Origin of the sequence: Celeribacter arenosi, assembly GCF_039539485.1 — a bacterium.
In the GTDB taxonomy this organism is placed as follows: Bacteria; Pseudomonadota; Alphaproteobacteria; order Rhodobacterales; family Rhodobacteraceae; genus Celeribacter; species Celeribacter arenosi.
In genome coordinates this window covers 108,008-128,853 of sequence record NZ_BAABDF010000005.1, presented here as the reverse complement: position 1 = coordinate 128,853, position 20,846 = coordinate 108,008, and the positions used below count along the sequence as shown (strand labels likewise).

Here is a 20,846-nt window from a genome sequence, read left to right as displayed (position 1 = left end):
CATGTCCGAGGTGATCCTGACGCTAAACGCGGGCTCTTCGTCGATGAAGTTCGCAGCCTACCGCAGCGCGGCGGATGCGCCCGAGCGGATCATGCGCGGGCAGGTTGCCGGATTGGGGACAGAGCCGACGTTGGTTTTGAAAACCGGCGGGCAGAATGAGACGCGCGCGATTTCTGCGGGCACCCATGCAGAGGCCATGCCGGTGATTTTGGACGCGATTGCGCCGTTTATTGACGGGGCGCGGGTCGTCGGGGTCGGGCACAGGATCGTGCATGGCGGGCCCGATGTGGCGACCCATCGCAGGCTCGATGCGGCGCTCATGGAGGAGCTTGCGGGCTACGAACCCCTCGCCCCGCTGCACCAGCCCCATAACCTCGCGGCGGCGCGTGCGGCGATGGAGGTGTTTCCCGATGCGGTTCAGGTCGGGTGTTTTGACACCGCCTTTCACCGCACCCACGGCTGGGTCAACGATGCCTTCGCGATCCCGCGCAAATATTACGACCGCGGGGTTCGTCGCTACGGGTTTCACGGGCTGAGCTATGACTACATCACCCGCAGGCTCGCCACCGATTACCCGACCCTCGCCGGACGGCGGATCGTGATTGCGCATCTGGGCAACGGGGCGTCGATGTGCGGGGTGCGCGACGGGAAATCGGTCGCCACGACCATGGGGTTTTCGCCGCTCGACGGGTTGCCCATGGGCACGCGCAGCGGGCAGATCGATCCGGGTGTGTTGCTCTACCTGATGGAAACCGAATGCATGGATGCCAAAGAATTGGCGCAGATGCTCTATCGGGAGTCAGGGCTGCTCGGGCTGTCGGGGATCAGCAACGACATGCGCACGCTTTTGGCCAGTCACGACCCCCATGCCGCGCAGGCGGTGGACTACTTTGTGTTTCGGGTGCGCCGCGAGATCGGCGCGATGTCGGCGGTTCTGGGCGGCATTGACGGTGTGGTGTTCTGCGGCGGCATCGGGGAGAACGCGCCAGTCATTCGCGGGCGCGTTCTCGACGGGCTGCAATACCTCGGGATCGAGGTCGACGCGGGCGCCAATGATCACAACGCGGTCGAGATCGGGCGCGGCGCGGTGCCGGTTCTGGTCATTCCAACAGACGAGGAATTCGTCATCGCGGATGCGGTTCAGGACACGTTGCGCAGCTACGACTAGCCTGCGTCACGCAGCACGCGGGCGGGGCGCACCCGCATCGCGCGCCACGAAAACCACAGCGATGTGACCAGCGTCAGGAGTACACCGCCCACCACGATGGCGATGGCCGATCCTGTGGCGAGCACGAAGTCCGTTTCCATGACGTAATGCATCACGGCCCATGCGGCGGCGATACCCGCCAGCAGCGCCACGAGACCCGCCGCGAGGCCGAGAAGGAGCGAGCGCAGTGCAAAGCTCCACAGGATGCGCGCGCGGCTCGCGCCCAGCGTTTTGAGGATCGCGGCCTCGTAGCGGCGTTTGGGTTCCCCCGCCGCCGCCGCCCCGATCAGCACCACCGCACCGGTCAGAAGGGTGGCGAGCGCGCCGAGCGTTGTGGCGGCTGCGATGCCTTCGAGGATGGAGACAACGCGGTCGATGGCGTCGCGCACGCGGATGGTGGTGATATTGGGATAGGCGCGGCTGAGATCGCGGATCAGGGCGCTTTCGGCCTCGGCGTCCGCATAGATCGTGGCGATATGCGTATGGGGCGCGCCCGCCAGCGCGGCGGGATTCATGGTCAGGACAAAGCCCATGCCCGCGCCGGAGAAATCGACGTTTCGAAAGGATGTGATCTCGCCGGTGATGTCGCGCCCGAGCACGTTGACGGTGAGGGTATCGCCGAGGTTCAGGCCGATTTCGGCGGCCTCTTCGGCGGCAAAGCTGATCTGGGGCGGGCCGGTGTAATCGTCGCTCCACCATGTGCCGTCGGTGACTTTGGTATTGTCGGGTTTGGCGGCGGAATAGGTGATGCCGCGGTCGCCACGGATGACCCAGTGATCGCCTGCGACCTCGTTTGCGTCCTGTCCGTTGATGCGCGAAATGACCCCGCGCAGCATCGGGGCGCTTTCATAATCGCTCACACCGGGGTCGGATTTGAGGCGGGTGAGGAAGCCGTCGATCTGGTCGTTTTGAATGTCGACGACGTAATAGGAGGGCGCGCGTGAGGGCAGGTCGCGGGTAATCGCCCCGCGCAGGTTGCTGTCGATCTGGCCCACGGCGGAGAGCACGGTGAGGCCGAGGCCGAGCGACAGGATGACCGATGTCGCCTCCGATCCGGGGCCGCCGACAGAGCCGAGCGCGAGGCGGGCCGCGATGCGACCCCGCAGGGATGTCGCGCGCGCGCCCCGTCGTGCAAGGCGCACGGTGAGGGCGGAGACGATGACGAGAAAGGCAAACGCCGCCGCGATGCCCGCGAAGGTCCACAACACAAGGCGGGTGCTTTCAGAGAACAGAACCGCAGCGCCGACAAGTGTCGCAATCAGCACCGCCAGCACGATGAGGTAGCGCGCGCGGGGCAGACCGCGCAGGCCGAGGGCCGCGTCACGATAGAGGGCGGCGGGGCGGATTTGTTCGGTGCGCGCCAGCGGCCAGAGCACAAAGATCGCCGCCGCCAGAAAGCCGAACAGCGCCGATTGCGCCAAGGGACCGGGGTAGAGGCCGATGTCGATGGGCACCGGAAGGGCGGAGGTGATCAGGGGGGCGGCGAGCACGGGGGCGAGGCCGCCGAGGATCAACCCGAGGATGATGGCCACCGTGGTGAGCACGGCCATTTGCAGAAGGTAGACCATGAGCACCGTGCCGCGCTCTGCGCCGAGCGTTTTGAGCGTCGCGATGACGCCGGTTTTACGGTCGAGATAGGCGCGCACGGCAGAGGACACTCCCACCCCGCCAACGGCGAGGCCCGCAAGCCCGACGAGCACGAGGAAGGAGGAGAGGCGGTCGATGAACTCGCTCACCCCCGGGGCGCCATTGCGGCTGTCGCGCCAACGGAAACCGCCGTCGCTGAGCTGCGATTTGGCCAGATCTTCGAAGGCGTCGAGGTCGGTGCCATCGGGCAGATCGAGGCGGTAGGCGGTTTCGAAAAGCGTGCCGGGGGCCAAGAGGGCCGTGCCGCGCAGCGCATCCAGCGACACGATGGAGCGCGGACCGAGCGAGAAGCCCGCGGAGGCGTTGTCGGGTTCGCGCAGCAGTTCGGCCATGACGATGAAATCGACCCCGCCGATGGCGATGGTGTCACCTGTGGTCAGGCCGAGACGTTGCAATATCATCCCGTCCAGAACCGCGCCGGGCATGCCATCACGCCCTGCCAGAGCGGTGGCGAGCGTCATGCCGTCGGGCAGGCCAACGGTGCCGATCAGGGGATAGGCGCCGTCGACGGCTTTCACTTGGGTCAGGGCGCGTTCATCGCCCACGGTGACCATGGAGCGGAAGTCGGCGATTTCCGACACCGCGTCGGTATTGGCGTCGATCCACGCGCGTTCTTCTGGGGTGACAAAGCGGTAGGTGAATTCCATCTCCGCATCCCCGCCGAGCAGGGCCGCGCCTTCGCGTTCGAGGCCGCGTGCGATGCTTTCGCGCACCGAGGTGACGCCTGCGATTGCCGCCACGCCGAGGGCGAGGCAGATGATCAGGACGTTAAAGCCCCGAATGCCGCCGCGCAGTTCACGGCGGGCGATTTTCCACGCAACAGAGAGGTTCACGCAACGGCCTCGGCGGTATCAAGCAGGCCATCGCGCAGGCGGATAGAGCGGTCACAGCGCGCCGCGAGTTCGCGCGAGTGGGTGACGAGGACGAGCGTTGCGCCATGGCGGTCGCGCAGGGACATCAGGAGGTCCATGATCGCCGCGCCATTCACGCCGTCGAGGTTACCGGTCGGTTCATCGGCGAGCAGGATTTCGGGACGCGGCGCGGCGGCGCGCGCCAATGCGACCCGTTGTTGTTCGCCCCCCGACATCTGCGCGGGGTAATGGTCGAGCCGGTCTCCCAGACCCACCGCGACGAGTTCATCGCGCGCACGATCGAATGCATCCGCCACACCGGCGAGTTCCAGTGGGGTTGCGACATTTTCGAGCGCCGTCATTGTCGGAATGAGGTGGAAAGACTGAAAGACCACGCCCATATGATCTCTACGGAAGCGGGCCAGTTGATCTTCGTCCATCGCTGTGAGATCGCGGCCCAGCACCTTGACCGTGCCACCGCTGGCCTGTTCAAGTCCGCCGAGCAACATGAGGAGTGATGATTTGCCCGACCCCGAAGGCCCCACCAATCCGACGGTTTCGCCCCGTTCGACCTCAAGCGTGATGCCGCGCAGGATGTCCACGCGCCCCGCGTTGCCGTCGAGGGAGAGACGCGCGTCGTTCAGCGCGATGATCGGGTCGCTCATGGTCGGAATCCTTTCGGGTTTGTCCTTTGGATATGGCGTTTTAGGTCGCGTGAACAAGCGGGTCGCGACGATTTTAGCGGTTATGGGACTAATTGCCTTCACCGCGGGGGCGCAGGCGCGTGACGTGCGGATTGCAGCGCTCGGCGATAGTTTGACCCAAGGCTACGGGTTGATGCAGGCGGACGGGTTTACCGCGCAGTTGCAGGCGTGGCTCGATGCGCGCGCGATCGGCGCGACGGTGGTGAATGCGGGGGTGAGCGGCGATACGACCACGGGCGGGTTGGCGCGGGTTGATTGGACCCTGACGCCCGATATCGATGCGATGATCGTGGCGCTCGGCGGCAATGATGTGCTGCGCGGGATCGACCCGGAGGTGGCGCGTGCGAACCTGACAGGCATTATGGAGGCGGCCAAGGCGCGCGATATTCCTGTGCTCATCATCGGGATCGGCGTGCCGGGCAATTACGGCGAAGACTACCGCGCCGCTTTCGAGGCGATCTACCCCGATCTCGCGGCGCAATATGATGCGCTTTATGTGGAGAATTTCCTCGGCGCCCTGGTCGAGAAAACCGATAGTGCGGAGACTTTGGCGCGGTTCATGCAGAGCGACGGCATTCACCCCAATGCGGCGGGCGTGCGGGTGATTATCGACGCGATCGGGCCGGTGGTGGGTGAACTGGCCGCGCGTGTCGAGGGTCATTCCTGACGGGGATGATCGTCGTAATCGCCGGTCAGGATGCGGTTGGCGTCCCCGTCGGGGTCATCGTATTGGCGCGCGCGGATCGACCAGAAAAACGCCGCGAGGCCGAGCCCGCCGAGAAAGATCGACACCGGAATAAGGTAGACGAGTACGTTCATTTTGGACCTCGGTTTCTGGCCCGTAGGCGCAGGGCGTTCAACGACACCGTAATGGAAGAGGCGGACATTGCCAGTGCTGCGGCGAGCGGTGTGGCAAAGCCTGCCAGCGCGACGGGAATGGCGATCATGTTGTAGCCCGCGGCGATGGCGAAGTTTTCCTTGATCCGGCGGGTTGCGGAAACGGCGACCTGTGCGGCCTCGCCCAGAGGGGCGAGCGATTTGCCCAAAAGCACCATGTCGGAGACCACGCGGGTCGCTTCTAGCGCGGAAGCGGGCGAGATCGACACATGGGCGGCGGCGAGTGCGGCGGTGTCGTTCAGCCCGTCCCCCACCATCAGGACGCGACGCCCCGCGCGGGTCAGTTCGCCCACGCGCATGGCTTTGCCTTCGGGCAGGCATTCGGCCTCCCACGCGTCGATGCCCAGACGCGCGGCGAGATCGGCGACGGCTGCAGGCGCGTCACCGGAGAGCAGCACCACGTCTTTGCCTTGGGATTTGAGGCCCGCGATGGCCTCAGCCGCGCCGTCGCGCAGGTGGTCGACAAAGGTGAAGGCGACGGGGGCCGCATCGCCGATGCTGAGGTAGGTTGCGGTCATCGGGCGCGGATCGGCACCCACCCATGCGGCGCGCCCCAGTCGCACGAGCGTGCCATCGAGGCGGGCCTGCACACCGTGGCCGGGCACTTCGCTGATGTCACTGAGGGTGGCGGGGGTGACGTTTTGCGCGCGCGCGGCCTCGTAAAGCGCGGTGGAGAGCGGATGCGCGGACCCCGACGCGAGCGCCATGGCGATGGCCAGATCGGCGGGGGCGATTTGATCGAGGTTGGCGGGTTCGGGGCGGCCCTCCGTCAGGGTGCCGGTTTTGTCGAAGACCACGGTGTCGACCTCGGCGAGGCGTTCCAGCGCGGTGGCCGATTTGATCAGCAGGCCGGCGCGAAACAGGCGACCGGAGGCGGCGGTGGTCACGGCGGGCACGGCGAGGCCGAGGGCGCAGGGACAGGTGATGATCAGCACCGCGACCGCGATGTTGAGCGACAGGCGCGCATCACCCGAGGCGATCATCCAGCCCACGAAGGCCGCGAAGGCGAGGATATGCACGAGGGGAGCGTAGATTTGCGCCGCGCGGTCGGCCAGCGACGTGTAGCGGTTGCGCGAGGTTTCGGCCATGGCGACGAGGTCGGCCATGCGGTGGAGAGAGCTGTCTTCGCCCGCCGCCGTGACGCGCACGGTGAGCGGGCCGGTCAGGTTCACTTCGCCCGCGCTGACGATGGTGTTTGCGGAGGCTGCGACAGGCAGGCTTTCACCGGTTAAAAGCGAGCGGTCGAGTTCGGAGGACCCGTCGGTCACGATCCCGTCCACGGGAACCCGCGCGCCGGGCACGACGCGCACGAGGGTGCCTTTGGCGATCTCGGAAATCGGCACCACGGTGCCATCGACGAGCGTGACACGGGGCACTTCGAGGGCGGCGAGTTCTTCGGCGGCCGAGCGCGCCACGGAGCGGGTGCGATAGTCGAGGTAGCGCCCTGCGAGCAGGAAGAAGGTCAGCGACAGCGCCGCGTCGAAATAGGCGTGGTGGCCCGACTGCGTGGTCTCATAGACCGACATGGCCGCCGCCAGCAGGATGGCCAGCGAGATCGGCACGTCCATGTTGAGGCGGCGCACGCGCAGGGCCGACCATGCGGAGGTAAAGAACGGCTGGGAGGCATAGGCGATAGCGGGCAGAGCGATGGCCGCCGAAATCCAGTGGAACATGTCGCGGGTCGCATCCGCAGCGCCCGACCAGACGGCCACGGACAAAAGCATCACGTTCATCATCGCAAAGCCCGACACCGCGATGCGGGTCAGGATCGCGCGGCCCTGCCGGTCGGTTTCGGTGGCGGCAATCGCGCCTGCGTCGAGTTCATAGGCCTCAAACCCGATCCCTGCGAGCACATCGACGAGCGCCTCTGCGGTTACGGTTTCATCGGCCTCTACGAGGGCGCGTTTGAGGGTGAGGTTCACCCGCGCCGCATGCACGCCGTCCTGTTTGCCGAGCGCCCGTTCGACCGAGGATATACAGGCCGCGCAATGGGCCGTGGGCAGGGACAGGATGATACGCGCCTCGCGCAGGTCGCGCGCATGTGCGGCCTCTTGCGCGGCGGGGGCGGCCACGCAGGCAGGGCAGGCAGAGATCTGGACCTCGGACATCGCGCGCGCTCGCCCCTATTGCTGTTTCACGTAGAAAATGACGCGTTGTTTGAATTCGGTCCCGTCGGCGGCTGTGGCCACCATCCGGTAGTTCCAGTTCCCGCTCTCCAGAGCGCCGGTGTTGGCCACAAAGTCGGTGCCGTCAAAGGTGAATTCAGGGGTCTGGTCGTCTTTGACAGAGGTCGGGCGTCCGATGGTGCCGGTGAGGGTTGCGGCCTGAACGGGCGCGCCCTCTGCGTCACGGATTTGCACGCGCACGATGTCGCCCTCTGGCACGGCGCGCACGGTCCACCCGAGCGCCTCCTGCGCGTCGCGTTCCACATCGAAGGTCTGCGAGGCCACGTAGGAGTTTTTGACCTCCAGCCCCGGGAATGTGCGCACGGCCTGAAACGCCATGAAGAAGTTGACGCCGATGATGACGGAGAAGGCAGCGACGGTCCCGATGAGGACGTGTTTGCCGGTGATCTCGCGGGGTTTTGCAGTTTGCGCCATGTTACTGACCTCGTCCGTTAAAGACCGTCTCCACGCTGGCGCGGTCGTTGTTTGTCATATCCGTCACCCAGAACGTGAATTCGGTGCGGTCCGAAGTGGCAGGGGTCGAACCCGCCGGCGCCATGACGTAGACGCGTTGGATTTTCATCTGGTCGGCGGGCACGGTGACGACTTCGTAGGGGGTGCCTTCGACCTGAACGCTCAGGGTTGGATCCCCTGCCACTGTAACGCGGAACGGGCGGTCGTCGCCATGTTTGTTGCGCAGGCGCACGTCGTAGATGTTGCGGATCGCCCCGTCCGAGAGCGTCACGAAGGTCGGATTGCGCACAGGGGCGACGGTCATGTCGATGTCCGAGCGGATGAACAGCGCGAACACCAGACCCAGACCCACCGCAGACCAGAGCGCCGTGTAGAGGATCGTGCGCGGGCGCAGGACGTGTTTCCAGACCGACTTCGGGGCGGCACCGGCGGTTTCGGCAGGTTCGTCGGCGAGCGACATATAGTCGATCAGCCCGCGCGGTTTGCCGATTTTGTCCATGATGTCATCGCAGGCATCGATGCACAGCGCGCAGGTGATGCATTCGAGTTGCTGCCCGTCGCGGATGTCGATGCCCATCGGGCAGACGTTGACGCAGGCCATGCAGTCGATGCAGTCGCCCAATTCGACTTTGTTTTCGCCGGCGTTCTCGCCTTTGCGGTGTTTGCCGCGCGGTTCGCCGCGCCAGTGGCGGTAGGCGACGGTCAGGGTATCTTCGTCCATCATCGCGGCCTGAATGCGCGGCCACGGGCAGGCGTAGATGCAGATTTGTTCACGCGCGAAACCGCCAAAGAAGAAGGTCGTCGCGGTGGCGATGGCCACGGTGAGATAGGCCGCCGGATGGGCGTTCAGCGTAAAGAGGTCGCGCAGCAGGGTCGGCGCATCGGCAAAGTAGAACACCCACGCGCCGCCGGTGGCCAGCCCGATCAGGAGCCATGCGATGAATTTGGTCATCCGCAGGCGGAATTTGCGCAGGTCCATGCGTTTCTGTCGGTGCAGGCGCAGGCGGGCGTTCCGGTCGCCTTCGATCCAGCGTTCAACGAGGATGAAGAGGTCGGTCCAGACGGTTTGCGGGCAGGTATAGCCACACCACACGCGCCCTGCCGCAGAGGTAAACAGGAACAACCCGAGACCGGCCATGATCAGAAGGCCCGCGATGAAGTAGAATTCATGCGGCCAGATTTCGATCCAGAAAAAGAAGAAACGGCGGTTGGCGAGGTCGACGAGGACGGCTTGGTCCGGGAGGTTGGGACCACGGTCAAAGCGGATCCACGGGGTGAGGTAGTAGATACCCAAAGTGACCGCCATGATGATCCATTTGAGCGTGCGGAATTTGCCGGTCACGCGGCGCGGAAAGATGGGTTCGCGGGCCGCGTAGAGATTGTCGTTGGGTGAATTATCCGTAGAGCTCATGATGAGCGGACCTCGTCTGTTCGCTGGTTCCCTTTAATGGGCGGGCCACGCAAAGGGGGCTTTGATGTGGATCAAGCGGCTCTGCGGGTGCGACATTAAAGATGAGTTTCGCGCATAGGTTTCGCTCTGGGGTTTGGCTCTGACCCGCAGGTGGGAAACGAAAACCGCGCCATGCGATGTGACGACATGGCGCGGTCTGCAGAATGGCACCGATCCTCAGGAAACGCGCGAACAGGATCAAGGATCGGTGCCTTATCCGGGCGTTTCCGCCCGAATTCGTGTGACGTTATTCGCCACCGCCCAATTGGTGGACGTAGAGCGCGGCTGCGTTGACCTCGGCCTGGCTGAGGCGTTCACCCCATGCAGGCATCACGCCAAAGCGCGCGGCATGGACGGTTTCATGCACCGCCTCGCGCGAGCCGCCGTAGAGCCAGATCGCGTCGGTGAGGTTGGGGGCACCTTGGTAGATGTCGCCCGTGCCGTCTTCGGCGTGGCATGCGGCGCAGTTTTCCTCGAACACCAGAGTGCCTGCCGAGGCGAGTGCGGCGTCGTGGTCCTGACCGGAGATGGCGAGGACGTATTCGACGACCTGATTGATCTGGTCGTCCTCGAGCAACTCGTCGACGCCGAATTTGGGCATTTCCGAGTAGCGCGCATCGTCGGTTTCGTTGCGGATACCGTGTTGGATCGTATAGGCGATTTCATCCACGGTGCCGCCCCAGAGCCAGTCGTTGTCGAGCAGGTTCGGGTAGCCGACGTTGCCCGCCGCGCCCGAGCCGTGACACTGCGAACAGTTGGCGCGGAACACGGCGGCACCGGCGTTGACGGCGTAGCTGTGCACGTCCGAGCCCAGCGCCACTTCGGTCACGTCCGCGGCGGCGAGTTCTGCCTCCACGGCGGCGTTCATCTGTTCGAACTCGGAGATCTTGGCCGCCACGTTTGCGCGTGTGGACCACCCCATGAGGCCGCTGGTCGCTTTGGAGACCATGGGCCATGCCGGATAGGCGATCGAATAGGCGACGCCCCAGATGATGCAGGCGTAGAAGATATAGAGCCACCATTTGGGGAGCGGATTGTTGAATTCCTCAATCCCGTCCCACGAATGGCCTGTGGTTTCGACGTCTTGTTTCTTGCTCATGTCCTCGCCTCCTTAACTTCGGCGTCGTCGGGATCTGCGGCATCTGCGGCGGGTTTGTCTTCGTTGCGAAAGATGCTGTTGGCGGTGTCGCGGTGTTCGGCGCGTGATCCGGGGCGAAACGCCCATGCGATCACGCCGATGAAGAACACGAACATTGCCAGAAGCACCCAGCTGTCGGCGATTTCACGCAGGATGTGATAGTCCATGTCGATCCCTCCCCTAACGGCTCGCATCGGGCGTGAAGGTCGAGAAATCGACCAACGTGCCGAGCATTTGCATGTAGGCGATCAGAGCATCCATTTCGGTGATGCCCTCCTGCCCGTCGAAGTTACGCACCTGAGCGCCGGGGTAGCGTTCGACGAGACCGTCGAAATCGCTCCATGGATCGGCCTGGTCGGTGAAGTCCGCGGCCGCGAGTTCGATCATCTCGTCGGTATAGGGGACACCGACGATGCGATGGGTTTTCATCAGGTCCTGCGTGTATTCAGGATCGATGTAGCGGTTGGCGAGGAAGCCGTATTTCGGCATCACCGATTCAGGCACCACCGATTGCGGGTCGGTGAGGTGGTCCACATGCCACTCGTCCGAATAGCGCCCGCCCACACGGGCCAGATCGGGCCCTGTGCGTTTGGAACCCCATTGGAACGGGTGGTCATATTTGGACTCCGCGGCGAGCGAGTAGTGGCCGTAGCGTTCCACTTCGTCGCGCATCGGGCGGATCATCTGCGAGTGGCAGACATAGCAGCCCTCGCGGATGTAGATTTCGCGCCCTGTGAGTTCGAGCGGCGAATAGGGTCGCACGCCCTCCACGTCCTCGATGGTGTTTTCGAGGTAAAAGAGCGGTGCGATTTCCACGACCCCGCCGATGGTCACCACCAGCAGCGAACAGACCAGAAGCAAGGTTCCGTTTGTTTCAAGGATCTTGTGTTTGTCGATAAGAGCCATTGTTCAAGACCCTCCTTATTCGGCCGGAGCCATGACGGGTGTGTTCGCGGCGATAGCGGGCGAACGGCGGACCGTCATGATGAGGTTGTAGACCATGATGAGAGAGCCGGTGAGGTACAGGACCCCGCCCAGACCGCGCACCACATACATCGGGAACTTGGCGGACACAGTGTCTGCGAAGGCGTTCACGAGGAAGCCTTGGCTATCGACTTCGCGCCACATCAGGCCTTCCATGATGCCGGTGACCCACATCGATGCCGCGTAGAGCACGATGCCGATCGTGGCGAGCCAGAAGTGCCAGTTCACGAGGCTGAGCGAGTAGAGGCGTTCGCGGTTCCACAGCTTTGGTGTGAGGAAGTAGAGCATCCCGAAGGTGATCATACCGTTCCAACCCAAGGCGCCGGAGTGCACGTGGCCGATGGTCCAGTCGGTGTAATGCGACAGCGAGTTGACCGCGCGGATCGACATCATCGGACCTTCGAAGGTCGACATGCCGTAGAAGCCCACGGAGATGACCATCATGCGGATGATCGGGTCGGTGCGCAGTTTGTCCCATGCGCCCGAGAGCGTCATCAGACCGTTGATCATGCCACCCCAGGACGGCATCCACAGGATCACCGAGAACACCATGCCGAGCGTGGAGGCCCAATCGGGCAGCGCGGTGTAGTGCAGGTGGTGGGGGCCGGCCCAGATGTAGAGAAAGATCAGCGCCCAGAAGTGGATGATCGAGAGTTTATAGGAGAACACAGGGCGTTCGGCCTGTTTGGGGACGAAGTAGTACATCATCCCGAGGAAGCCCGCGGTGAGGAAGAAGCCCACGGCGTTGTGGCCATACCACCACTGCGTCATCGCGTCCTGAACGCCGGACATCACCATGACCGAGCGCGACCCGAGGAAGGATACCGGGATCACGAGGTTATTGACGATGTGCAACATTGCGATGGTCACGATGAAGGACAGGTAGAACCAGTTGGCAACGTAGATGTGCTTTTCTTTGCGGTTCAGCAGCGTGCCCATGAAGACCAGCAGATAGGCCACCCAGACGATGGTGAGCCAGAGGTCCACATACCATTCCGGTTCGGCGTATTCTTTGGATTGGGTCACGCCGAGCAGATAGCCCGTGGCCGCCAGAACGATGAACAGGTTGTAGCCCCAGAACACGAACCACGCGAGGTTACCGCCCCAGAGACGTGCGGCCGAGGTGCGTTGGACCACGTAGAAGGAGGACGCGATCAAGGCGTTGCCGCCAAAGGCAAAAATCACCGCCGAGGTGTGCAGCGGACGCAGGCGTCCGAAGTTGCCGTAGCCCTGCAGGAACTCGAAGTTGAGCTGCGGGAAGGCGAGCTGGAAGGCGATGAACGTCCCTGCGAGGAAGCCCACGACGCCCCAGCCTGCGGTGGCAATGACACCCGCGCGCACAACGCCGTCGAGATAGCCGGTGTCTTTGACTTTCACGTCGCCTGTGTGGCGCAGGGTGTAGATGAATGTGATGGCAGCGGCGGCCATAAACATGAGCGCGTGCACCTGATAGGCAAAATCGCGCCCGAAGTTGGCGGCGAGGCCCGCAAGGACGATGAACGTCCCGAGCACCGCCAGTTTAATATAGTTCCACATGTAGCGTCCCTTCGTTCTGTGCCTTTTTTGCGTAGGCATAGTCGCCCCCTGTTCGCACATGGGGATCTGATAGTTTGCGGTTTGAACGAGGACGCGGTCACGATCCTTGATCTGGGTCAAAGCGTTTGAATTTACAGAACGCGTGCCCGCGCGACGACAGGATGCCGGTTTTCCGGGGTAATCCGGCGATCGGCCTGAAAAGACGGGTGAGTGTTGATCCTAATCAATGCCGATGGCGGCGCGAAGGCGCAGATTCGGGGCAGAAACATATTTCCCCATGGAGGAAGACATGCCCTTCAAAACCATCACAACTATCGTGTGCGATCTGCAAGCAGACCGTCACGCCCTTGACGCCGCCGTTGGACTTGCCCGGCGTGAAAACGGGCATCTGGACGTCATTTGTCTGGGCCTCGACCGCACCCAGCCCGGGTTCTATTACGCAGGCACCAACGCCATGGCATTGCAGGACAATCTCCAGCAGGCACAGGCCGATAGCCTCAAGATCGAGGAGGCTGTGAATGCCCATCTCGCCGGCACGGAAATCCAGTGGGTGGCCAACCCGCTGACCGCGCAAATGGCCGGCCTGACGCCGCAGCTGTCGCATTACCTGCGATTCTCCGATGTGGTCGTTCTGCCCCGCCCCTACGGGCAGGGTCGCGGTCACGAACAGGAGGAAATCCTCGAAGCGGCCCTTTTCTCCAGCCACGTTCCCGTGCTGGTGATGCCCGACATCGCGGACCTGCCTGAGTCCTTCGACCGGATCGTAGTTGCATGGAACGAAAGTGCCGAAGCGCTCGGTGCGGTGCGGGCGGCTTTGCCGATCCTTGAAAAGGCCGATCTGGTCGATGTAACGATCATCGATCCGCCCCAGCATGGTCCCGACCGCTCCGACCCCGGTGGATCGCTGTGCCAGATGCTCGTGCGCCACGGCGTGCGTGCGGAGGTGTCGGTTCTGGCCAAAACGATGCCGCGTGTGTCCGATGTTTTGACACGCCAGTTGCGTGACAAGGATGCCGATCTACTTGTGATGGGGGCCTACGGGCATTCGCGGTTCCGCGAATCGATCCTGGGTGGCGCGACACGTCATATGCTCGAAGTTGCGGAATTGCCGATCCTGATGTCGCATTGACGGATCAGGCCGAGAAACAGGAAACGCCCCGGTTTGCGGGGCGTTTTTCGTGTCGGGGATCGGGTTGGGCGACGGGCGCGCCGATCAGATCATCAGACCGCCATCCGCATCATCGCCGGTTTCGATCATCAAACGGTCGAAGTCGGGCACCAGAATGCGACGTTTGCCTTCCAGCGATACGATGCCTTCGCGTTTGAGCGCGGAGATCTGGCGCGACACGGTTTCGAGCGTTAGCCCGAGGTAGTCGGCCATCGCTTCGCGTGTCAGGGGCAGTTCGAACACCATCCCGTCCGAGGTCGAGCTATGGGCGAGAGAGGCCTCGCGTTGGGCAATAATGGCCAGAAGCGAGGCGATTTTTTCGCGCGCGGTTTTGCGCCCGAGGATCAGCATCCATTCACGCGCCGCATCGAGTTCGTCGAGCGTCATTTCCAACAGGCGGGCGCCGATATGCGGCGTGCGGCCCATCAGTTGTTCGAACGGTTTGCGGCGGAAACAGCACAGCGTGAGGTTGGAAACCGCAACCACGTCATAGGGCGCAAATTCGCGACCCGGACGGCCCAGAAAATCGGAAGGCAACAGGAGGCCGACCATTTGGGTGCGACCGTCTTCCATAGCCTGACTGAGCGAGGCAACGCCGGTGACCACAGAGGCCACGAAATCCATGCGGTCGCCCGACCAGATGATCGGCTGACCGGCCTCATAGGAGCGATAGTATTTTATGACATCAAGTTCGGCGAGTTCATCGGTATCACAGCGAGCGCAAACAGCACGGTGCCGGATGGGACAGGTACCGCAGTCTTTATGATCAAAAGAGGTATCACTCATATAGTCCGCCCAGCTAATTGATCTGCGTCAATGCACAGATGCTATGTGCGTCTAGAACTTACGCCCATGACAACGCACACGCAACTCCGCAAGCTCGGGCTTTTTGACGCTCGTGTCCCCCGCTACACCAGCTATCCGACCGCGCCGAATTTTTCCAAAGCGGTTTCGGCGCAGGATGTTGAGGCCTGGCAGCGTTCATTGGATCCTGCACAGCCGATTTCGCTCTATATACATGTGCCTTTCTGCCGCAGGTTGTGTTGGTTTTGTGCGTGTCGAACGCAGGGAACGAGCACTCTGAGCCCCGTTGCGGCCTATGTGGAGACATTGAAGGCGGAATTGGCGCTGTTGAAAGACCGCCTGCCCGACGGGATTCGCATTGGCCATCTGCATTGGGGTGGCGGCACGCCGACGCTGCTGAGCGCCGAAATGATCACCGATCTGTCGGGGGCGATTGCGCAGCTTGCACCTTTTGCACAGCCTTATGAATTTTCGGTCGAAATCGACCCCAATGAAATCGACGATGCGCGTCTGGATGCACTGGCGCGCGCGGGTATGAACCGCGCCTCTATCGGGGTTCAGGACTTTGATCCCGGCATTCAGGAAACTATTGGGCGCATCCAGTCCTATAAAACCACCAAGAAAGCGGTGGACGGATTGCGCGCGCATGGCATCCGCTCGCTCAACGCCGACATCCTCTATGGCCTGCCCGGTCAGACGCCCGAAAAGATTGCCCAGAGTGTGCAGCAGCTATTGTCGCTCTCGCCCGATCGCGTGGCACTGTTCGGCTATGCGCATGTGCCGTGGATGGCGCGGCGACAGGCGATGATCCCGACCGATGAATTGCCCCGCCCCGAAGAGCGGTTGCGCCTGTTCGATGTCGCCCGCGAGCTGTTCGTATGGGACGACTACGCCGAAATCGGCATCGACCATTTCGCGCGCAAAGGTGACGGCCTGCAGGTCGCGCAGCAGACAGGCAAACTACGCCGCAATTTCCAAGGCTACACAGACGATAAATGCCCGACGATGGTGGCCGTTGGCGCCTCCTCCATCGCGCGCTACCCGCAGGGCTATGCCCAGAACGCGCCCTCCACTTCGGAGTATCAGAAACTGGTCCGTGCGGGCGGATTGCCGATCACCAAGGGCCATGTCTTTAGCGATATGGACCGGTTGCGCGGGCGCATTATCGAGGCTTTGATGAGCGACTTTTGCATCGAGCGTGACGAGCTTACGCAGAGCTTCGGGTTGACGGTTGCGGAGTTTGTCGCCTTTGGCAAAGGGGTTGCGCAGGCCTTTGAGGGGATGGTCGATGTGGACGCTGACCGGATCGCCATTCGCGACAGCGCCCGCCCCCTCACACGGATGATCGCGCGCCATTTCGACGCCTACCATATGACCCAGTCGCAGCATTCCACCGCGGTTTGAGGCCGCGCGCCCCTTGCTCTCGCCGTGCTTTTTGAGCAAAGCAGAAGACGAGACATGCGGGGGGTGACATGGATTTTCTGGAACGGCTTGGTGAGATCACCGGCGATATCCTGACCGGTGACGATGCGGCGCGCTATGGGCGCGACTGGGTCGGCACCTATGTGACGACACCTCTGGCGGTTGTGCGCCCCTCCAATACCCCCGAACTCAGTGCGATCATGGCGCTTGCCCATGAGATGCGCGTGCCTGTTGTGCCCTTGGCGGGCAATACCGGATTGACCGGTGGCGGATCCGCCGAGGGGGCATTGGTGGTGTCTGTGGAGCGGATGAACCGTGTGCGCGACATCAATCCCTCCGCGCGGGTTGTGACGGTTGAGGCGGGTGTGATCCTGTCCGATTTGCACGATGCGGTGGGCGACGTGGGCATGATTTACCCGATGACCTTTGGCGCAAAGGGATCGGCGCGCATCGGCGGGACATTGGCGACCAATGCGGGGGGATCGAATGTCCTGCGCTATGGCAATACGCGCGATCTCTGCCTCGGGATTGAAGCAGTTCTGACCGATGGTCGGGTGGTCGATCTGATGGGCGAATTGCACAAAGACAACTCCGGATACGACCTGCGTGATCTGTTGATCGGCTCCGAGGGGACGCTCGCCATTATCACCGCGGCGGTTCTCAAACTCTATCCGGCGCCGCGCGCGCGGGCCACGGCGATGGTGTCTGTGCCCGATCTGGACGCGGCTCTGGCGCTATTGAACCAGCTGCAGGAAGACACCAGCGGCGCGGTTGAAGCCTTTGAATACATGCCGCGCGACTACATGGTGCAGCTGCGCCAGCACCGTCCCGATTTGACGCCGCCTTTGGGCTATGACGTTGATCACACGGTGTTTTTGGAGATCGCCACCACGCGGGCGGGTGATGCGCAGATGAACAGCGATGGGGTTGTGCCGCTGAGCGCGCGGTTGGAGGAAACGCTCGGCGCGATGTTCGAGGCGGGGCACGTGATTGACGCCGCGATGGCGACATCGGAAGGCCAGCGGTTGCAGATGTGGGAAATGCGCGAGGCGGCCGCCGAAATTACCACGGCGACCAAGCCGTTGATCATCTGCGATCTGAGCCTGCCGCGGGACCGTGCGGCGGATTTTCTGCGCGAGGCGAAAGAGCGCCTGTCCAAACGTGATGAGAATATCCGCAGTTGCACGGTTGCACATTTGGGCGATGGCAACATCCATTTCACCCTTTATCCTTCATCGGGAGCGCCCGATCATTGTGATGCGCTCGTCGAGATTGTGGAGGATATTGTGCGCGAGATGGGGGGATCGTTTTCCGCAGAGCACGGGATCGGGGTGGCCAAGCTATCCTCGATGCGTCGCCGCAAGGATCCCGTGGCCCTCGATATGATGCGCGCGATCAAAGCCGCGCTTGATCCCAGAGGTATTCTGAACCCCGGAAAAACCGTGCCATGATTTCGGCTCTGAAGGTCATATATGCCTCACGGCGTCTGCGGGCCTGCGCGATCACGATGTTTTTCATCGGTGCAATCGCGGCCTCTATTGCGCCTTATCAGGGCCTGATCGCGATCAAATATTTCGGGTTCTCGGATGCCCAATTCGCGGCAATCATGATTGCGGGGGCGGCCATGTCGGTCGCAGCCTCGCTCTACGTCGGGATCATCACCGACCAATGGGCGTCGCGCTATAACACCGCGCTGGTCTGTGCGTTGATCGTGTCGGGCGCCTTCGCGTTGGTCTATGTGACCCGCGCGCCATGGGCCTATTTGTTGGCGGCGTGCCTGTTGATCCCCATCGGGTTCTCTCTCATGGGGCAGGTTTTTGCCATTGCGCGGGTCGCGGTCAATGAACGTGCGCCTTTCGAACGCGATGCGGTGATGGCGGTGATCCGTGCGGGATTTGCGGTGCCGTTTATCGTGATCCTGCCGCTCTGGTCGCTGTTCATCACCGAGGACGCCGATCTGATCACGCTCTATCTGGCGATGGCGGTGGCGGCGGCAGGCGCGCTTTTGACGTTGATATTCGTTTTGCCAAAGGATGGCACCGAGGGCGGTGTGGAGACGAAAAGCGGGCTGACATTTCGCCAATCCATGGCGGAGCTTTTGCATCCGCGTGTGACGCTGCGCCTGTTGCTCATCGCCACGCTGGTGGCGGCGAATACGGCCTATATGCAGACGATGGGGCTGATCTTTGACCTCGCCCACCCCAATGGCACGGCGCGCACAGCGCAGCTTGCCGCGCTTATCGCGGGGTTGGAAATCCCGTTCATGGCTCTGATCCCGCTGGCCACAGCGCGCGCGTCCAAGAGCACGGTTCTGCTCGCGGCGGCGCTGATCTATTCGATCTTTCTGTTCGGGTTTCCCCTGCTCGCGGGCACGGATTTCGTGTGGCTTCTCGCCCTGCCTGCCGCGATGGGGGCGGCGGCGCTTTTGACCCTGCCGATTGCCTATTTTCAGGACCTTCTGGCGCACAGGCCGGGGGCGAGTTCGTCGTTGCAGACCGTCAATCAGGTCACCAGCCAACTCATCGCAGGGTCGGTGTTCTGGGTCGGCACCGCGCTGGCGGGCTATAGCCTCGTGATGATACTCGCGGCTGCTTTGGCCATTGGCGCGGGCGTCATCCTACGCGCGGCAGATGCGCGCGCAGGGGTGGTGCAGGGCTAACTCAGGTCCAGTCAAAGAACCCCTCGCCCGCCTGCGCGAGCAATTCGCGCGCCAGGTCGCGGCCCATCTCGGGGCCATCATCGACGGGACCGGATTTCTCGCCCGACAGGGCCTCTGATCCGTCGGTGCGCAGGATTTCTCCGCGCAGGCGGATCGTGCCATCGGTGATCTCGGCAAGCCCCGCGATCGGGGTTTGGCAGGAGCCGTCGAGTTCGGCCAGAAACGCGCGTTCGCAGGCCAGCGCCAATCCGGTTTGCCTGTGGTGGATCGCGGCCAGAAGGGTTGCGATGTCTTCGTCACCGGTGCGCCGTTCGATGGAAATTGCACCCTGCGCGACGGCGGGCAGCATTTCTTCGGCGCTCACCGCGACGCGGGCCACATCGTCGAAACCGAGACGGTTGAGACCGGCGAGCGCGAGGAAGGTAGCATCCGCCACGCCCTCTTTGAGCTTGTTGAGACGGGTCTGCACCGAGCCGCGGAATTCGATGACCTTCAGGTCGGGACGTTTGTGCAAAAGCTGGGCTTTGCGGCGCAGCGAGGAGGAGCCGACCGTGGCGCCCTGTTCCAGTTCCGCCAGCGGTTTGCCGTCGAGCGTGATGAAGGCGTCAAACGGGTTCTCGCGCGGCAGATAGGTATCGAGCACGAGACCATCGGGTTGGGTCACCGACATATCTTTGGTGGAATGCACGGCGATATCGACCTCACCTGACAGCAACCGGTCCTCGATTTCCTTGGAGAACAATCCTTTGCCGCCGAGGTCGCGCAGGGCACGGTCCTGAACGCGGTCGCCGCGGGTCGACACGGCCACGATTTCGAAGGCCTCCTCGGGCAGGTCGTGGGCTGCCATCAGGCGCGCGCGGGTTTCATGGGCCTGCGCGAGCGCGAGCGGGGAACCACGGGTGCCGATTTTGAGCGGCTTGGCGGGGGTGGGAAAGGTCACTGTCATGGGGCAGGCTTACCTGCGGCGGATGCGCCTGACAAGACATGGTGCGCTTGACAAATCAGCGCGGGAAGAGGACCACGGGCGGCAACGAACGGGAGGCCTGCATGACCGAGAAAACCATCCTCAAGGCGCTGAAGGGCGAACGCCAATCCGTGCCGCCGATTTGGATGATGCGCCAAGCGGGCCGGTATTTGCCCGAATATCGCGCGACGCGGGCGCAGGCGGGGGATTTCCTGTCGCTGTGCTACAACCCCGAATTGGCCGCCGAAGTGACGCTGCAACCGATCCGCCGGTTCGGGTTCGATGCCGCCATTTTGTTTGCCGATATTCTGTTGCTGCCACAGGCTTTGGGTGCGGATTTGTGGTTTGTCACCGGTGAGGGGCCGCGGTTGTCGACCGTGACCAGCGAGGCGGATTTCGCCAAACTGAGCGGTAAGGATGACATCCACGACACGCTCGCACCCATCTACGAAACGGTGTCGATCCTGTCGCGCGAATTGCCATCCGAGACGACGTTGATCGGGTTTGCGGGTGCGCCGTGGACGGTGGCGACCTACATGATCGCCGGTCGCGGCACGCCCGATCAGGGACCTGCGCATGCCTTGCGCGAAGAGAACAATGCGCTGTTCGAGAGCCTCATCGATCTGCTTACCGAAGGCACCATCGAATATCTTGATCGTCAGGTTCAGGCCGGTGCGGAAGTGATTAAAGTTTTCGACAGTTGGGCAGGAAGCCTGAAGGGCGATGATTTTGAGAAATACGCCGTGGCCCCCGCGCGCCGGATCACGCAGGAACTA

The 20,846-nt window shown here is 62.9% G+C and carries 19 protein-coding genes; 7 read left to right on the top strand and 12 right to left on the bottom strand.

Features of this window, described 5'->3' with window-relative positions; translation table 11 throughout:
* Window position 1 precedes the first annotated feature (1 nt).
* On the top strand, window positions 2-1,168 hold the full coding sequence (locus ABD815_RS05710; RefSeq protein WP_344844760.1) for an acetate/propionate family kinase: 1,167 nt from the start codon (window positions 2-4) through the stop codon (window positions 1,166-1,168).
* Here ABD815_RS05710 and ABD815_RS05705 read toward each other — a convergent pair.
* The gene (locus ABD815_RS05705) at window positions 1,165-3,687 is read right to left on the bottom strand and encodes an ABC transporter permease (protein ID WP_344844756.1); all 2,523 of its coding nucleotides are present in this window, start codon (window positions 3,685-3,687) and stop codon (window positions 1,165-1,167) included. The genes ABD815_RS05710 and ABD815_RS05705 overlap by 4 nt on opposite strands.
* Window positions 3,684-4,370, bottom strand: coding sequence for an ABC transporter ATP-binding protein (locus ABD815_RS05700; RefSeq protein ID WP_344844751.1), 687 nt, complete (start codon window positions 4,368-4,370; stop codon window positions 3,684-3,686). Before ABD815_RS05700 ends, ABD815_RS05705 begins: the two co-directional genes overlap by 4 nt.
* Here ABD815_RS05700 and ABD815_RS05695 point away from each other — a divergent pair.
* A complete protein-coding gene (locus ABD815_RS05695; protein ID WP_344844748.1) occupies window positions 4,369-5,076 on the top strand; it encodes an arylesterase in 708 nt (235 codons plus the stop codon). The genes ABD815_RS05700 and ABD815_RS05695 overlap by 2 nt on opposite strands.
* Here ABD815_RS05695 and ccoS read toward each other — a convergent pair.
* From ccoS to ccoN, 8 genes are all read right to left on the bottom strand, one after another.
* The gene (gene ccoS / locus ABD815_RS05690) at window positions 5,067-5,228 is read right to left on the bottom strand and encodes a cbb3-type cytochrome oxidase assembly protein CcoS (RefSeq protein WP_344844744.1); all 162 of its coding nucleotides are present in this window, start codon (window positions 5,226-5,228) and stop codon (window positions 5,067-5,069) included. The two genes, ABD815_RS05695 and ccoS, sit on opposite strands and share 10 nt — an antisense overlap.
* Window positions 5,225-7,414, bottom strand: a complete 2,190-nt coding sequence (locus ABD815_RS05685; protein WP_344844741.1) for a heavy metal translocating P-type ATPase — start codon at window positions 7,412-7,414, stop codon at window positions 5,225-5,227. Before ABD815_RS05685 ends, ccoS begins: the two co-directional genes overlap by 4 nt.
* A 15-nt stretch (window positions 7,415-7,429) precedes the next feature.
* On the bottom strand, window positions 7,430-7,906 hold the full coding sequence (locus tag ABD815_RS05680; RefSeq protein WP_344844737.1) for a FixH family protein: 477 nt from the start codon (window positions 7,904-7,906) through the stop codon (window positions 7,430-7,432).
* Window position 7,907: 1 nt separating this feature from the next.
* Window positions 7,908-9,356, bottom strand: coding sequence for a cytochrome c oxidase accessory protein CcoG (gene ccoG, locus ABD815_RS05675; protein WP_344844735.1), 1,449 nt, complete (start codon window positions 9,354-9,356; stop codon window positions 7,908-7,910).
* 286 nt (window positions 9,357-9,642) lie between these two features.
* Window positions 9,643-10,494 (bottom strand): cytochrome-c oxidase, cbb3-type subunit III, encoded by an 852-nt coding sequence (gene ccoP / locus ABD815_RS05670; RefSeq protein ID WP_344844731.1) that lies wholly within the window; start codon window positions 10,492-10,494, stop codon window positions 9,643-9,645.
* Window positions 10,491-10,700: a cbb3-type cytochrome oxidase subunit 3 gene (locus ABD815_RS05665; protein ID WP_344844729.1), complete on the bottom strand. Its 210-nt coding sequence runs from the start codon at window positions 10,698-10,700 to the stop codon at window positions 10,491-10,493. The genes ccoP and ABD815_RS05665 overlap by 4 nt, the downstream gene beginning before the upstream one ends.
* A gap of 13 nt (window positions 10,701-10,713) precedes the next feature.
* The gene (gene ccoO / locus ABD815_RS05660) at window positions 10,714-11,439 is read right to left on the bottom strand and encodes a cytochrome-c oxidase, cbb3-type subunit II (RefSeq protein WP_344844727.1); all 726 of its coding nucleotides are present in this window, start codon (window positions 11,437-11,439) and stop codon (window positions 10,714-10,716) included.
* A 15-nt stretch (window positions 11,440-11,454) separates the two neighbouring features.
* Window positions 11,455-13,053 (bottom strand): cytochrome-c oxidase, cbb3-type subunit I, encoded by a 1,599-nt coding sequence (ccoN, locus tag ABD815_RS05655; protein ID WP_344844725.1) that lies wholly within the window; start codon window positions 13,051-13,053, stop codon window positions 11,455-11,457.
* A gap of 289 nt (window positions 13,054-13,342) precedes the next feature.
* Between ccoN and ABD815_RS05650 the strand changes: the two genes are divergently transcribed.
* A complete protein-coding gene (locus tag ABD815_RS05650) occupies window positions 13,343-14,182 on the top strand; it encodes a universal stress protein (protein WP_344844721.1) in 840 nt (279 codons plus the stop codon).
* 84 nt (window positions 14,183-14,266) lie between these two features.
* Here ABD815_RS05650 and fnrL read toward each other — a convergent pair whose 3' ends face one another.
* The gene (fnrL, locus tag ABD815_RS05645; protein WP_344844719.1) at window positions 14,267-15,007 is read right to left on the bottom strand and encodes a transcriptional regulator FnrL; all 741 of its coding nucleotides are present in this window, start codon (window positions 15,005-15,007) and stop codon (window positions 14,267-14,269) included.
* 66 nt (window positions 15,008-15,073) lie between these two features.
* Between fnrL and hemN the strand changes: the two genes are divergently transcribed.
* The 3 genes from hemN to ABD815_RS05630 all read left to right on the top strand — a co-directional run bounded on the left by hemN (window position 15,074) and on the right by ABD815_RS05630 (window position 19,106).
* Complete coding sequence (gene hemN / locus ABD815_RS05640; RefSeq protein WP_344844716.1) at window positions 15,074-16,429, top strand: oxygen-independent coproporphyrinogen III oxidase; 1,356 nt, start codon at window positions 15,074-15,076, stop codon at window positions 16,427-16,429.
* Window positions 16,430-16,497: 68 nt separating this feature from the next.
* Entirely contained in the window at window positions 16,498-17,898 is a 1,401-nt protein-coding gene (locus ABD815_RS05635; protein ID WP_344844711.1) for an FAD-binding oxidoreductase, read from the top strand.
* Window positions 17,895-19,106: an MFS transporter gene (locus ABD815_RS05630; RefSeq protein WP_344844708.1), complete on the top strand. Its 1,212-nt coding sequence runs from the start codon at window positions 17,895-17,897 to the stop codon at window positions 19,104-19,106. Before ABD815_RS05635 ends, ABD815_RS05630 begins: the two co-directional genes overlap by 4 nt.
* A gap of 1 nt (window position 19,107) precedes the next feature.
* Here the strand turns inward: ABD815_RS05630 and hemC are convergent, their stop codons facing one another.
* Window positions 19,108-20,052, bottom strand: a complete 945-nt coding sequence (gene hemC / locus ABD815_RS05625; protein WP_344844705.1) for a hydroxymethylbilane synthase — start codon at window positions 20,050-20,052, stop codon at window positions 19,108-19,110.
* Window positions 20,053-20,153: 101 nt separating this feature from the next.
* On the opposite strand from hemC, the gene ABD815_RS05620 reads away from it, so the two are divergent.
* On the top strand, window positions 20,154-20,846 hold a 693-nt coding region (locus ABD815_RS05620), incomplete at its 3' end, for a uroporphyrinogen decarboxylase family protein (RefSeq protein ID WP_344844700.1).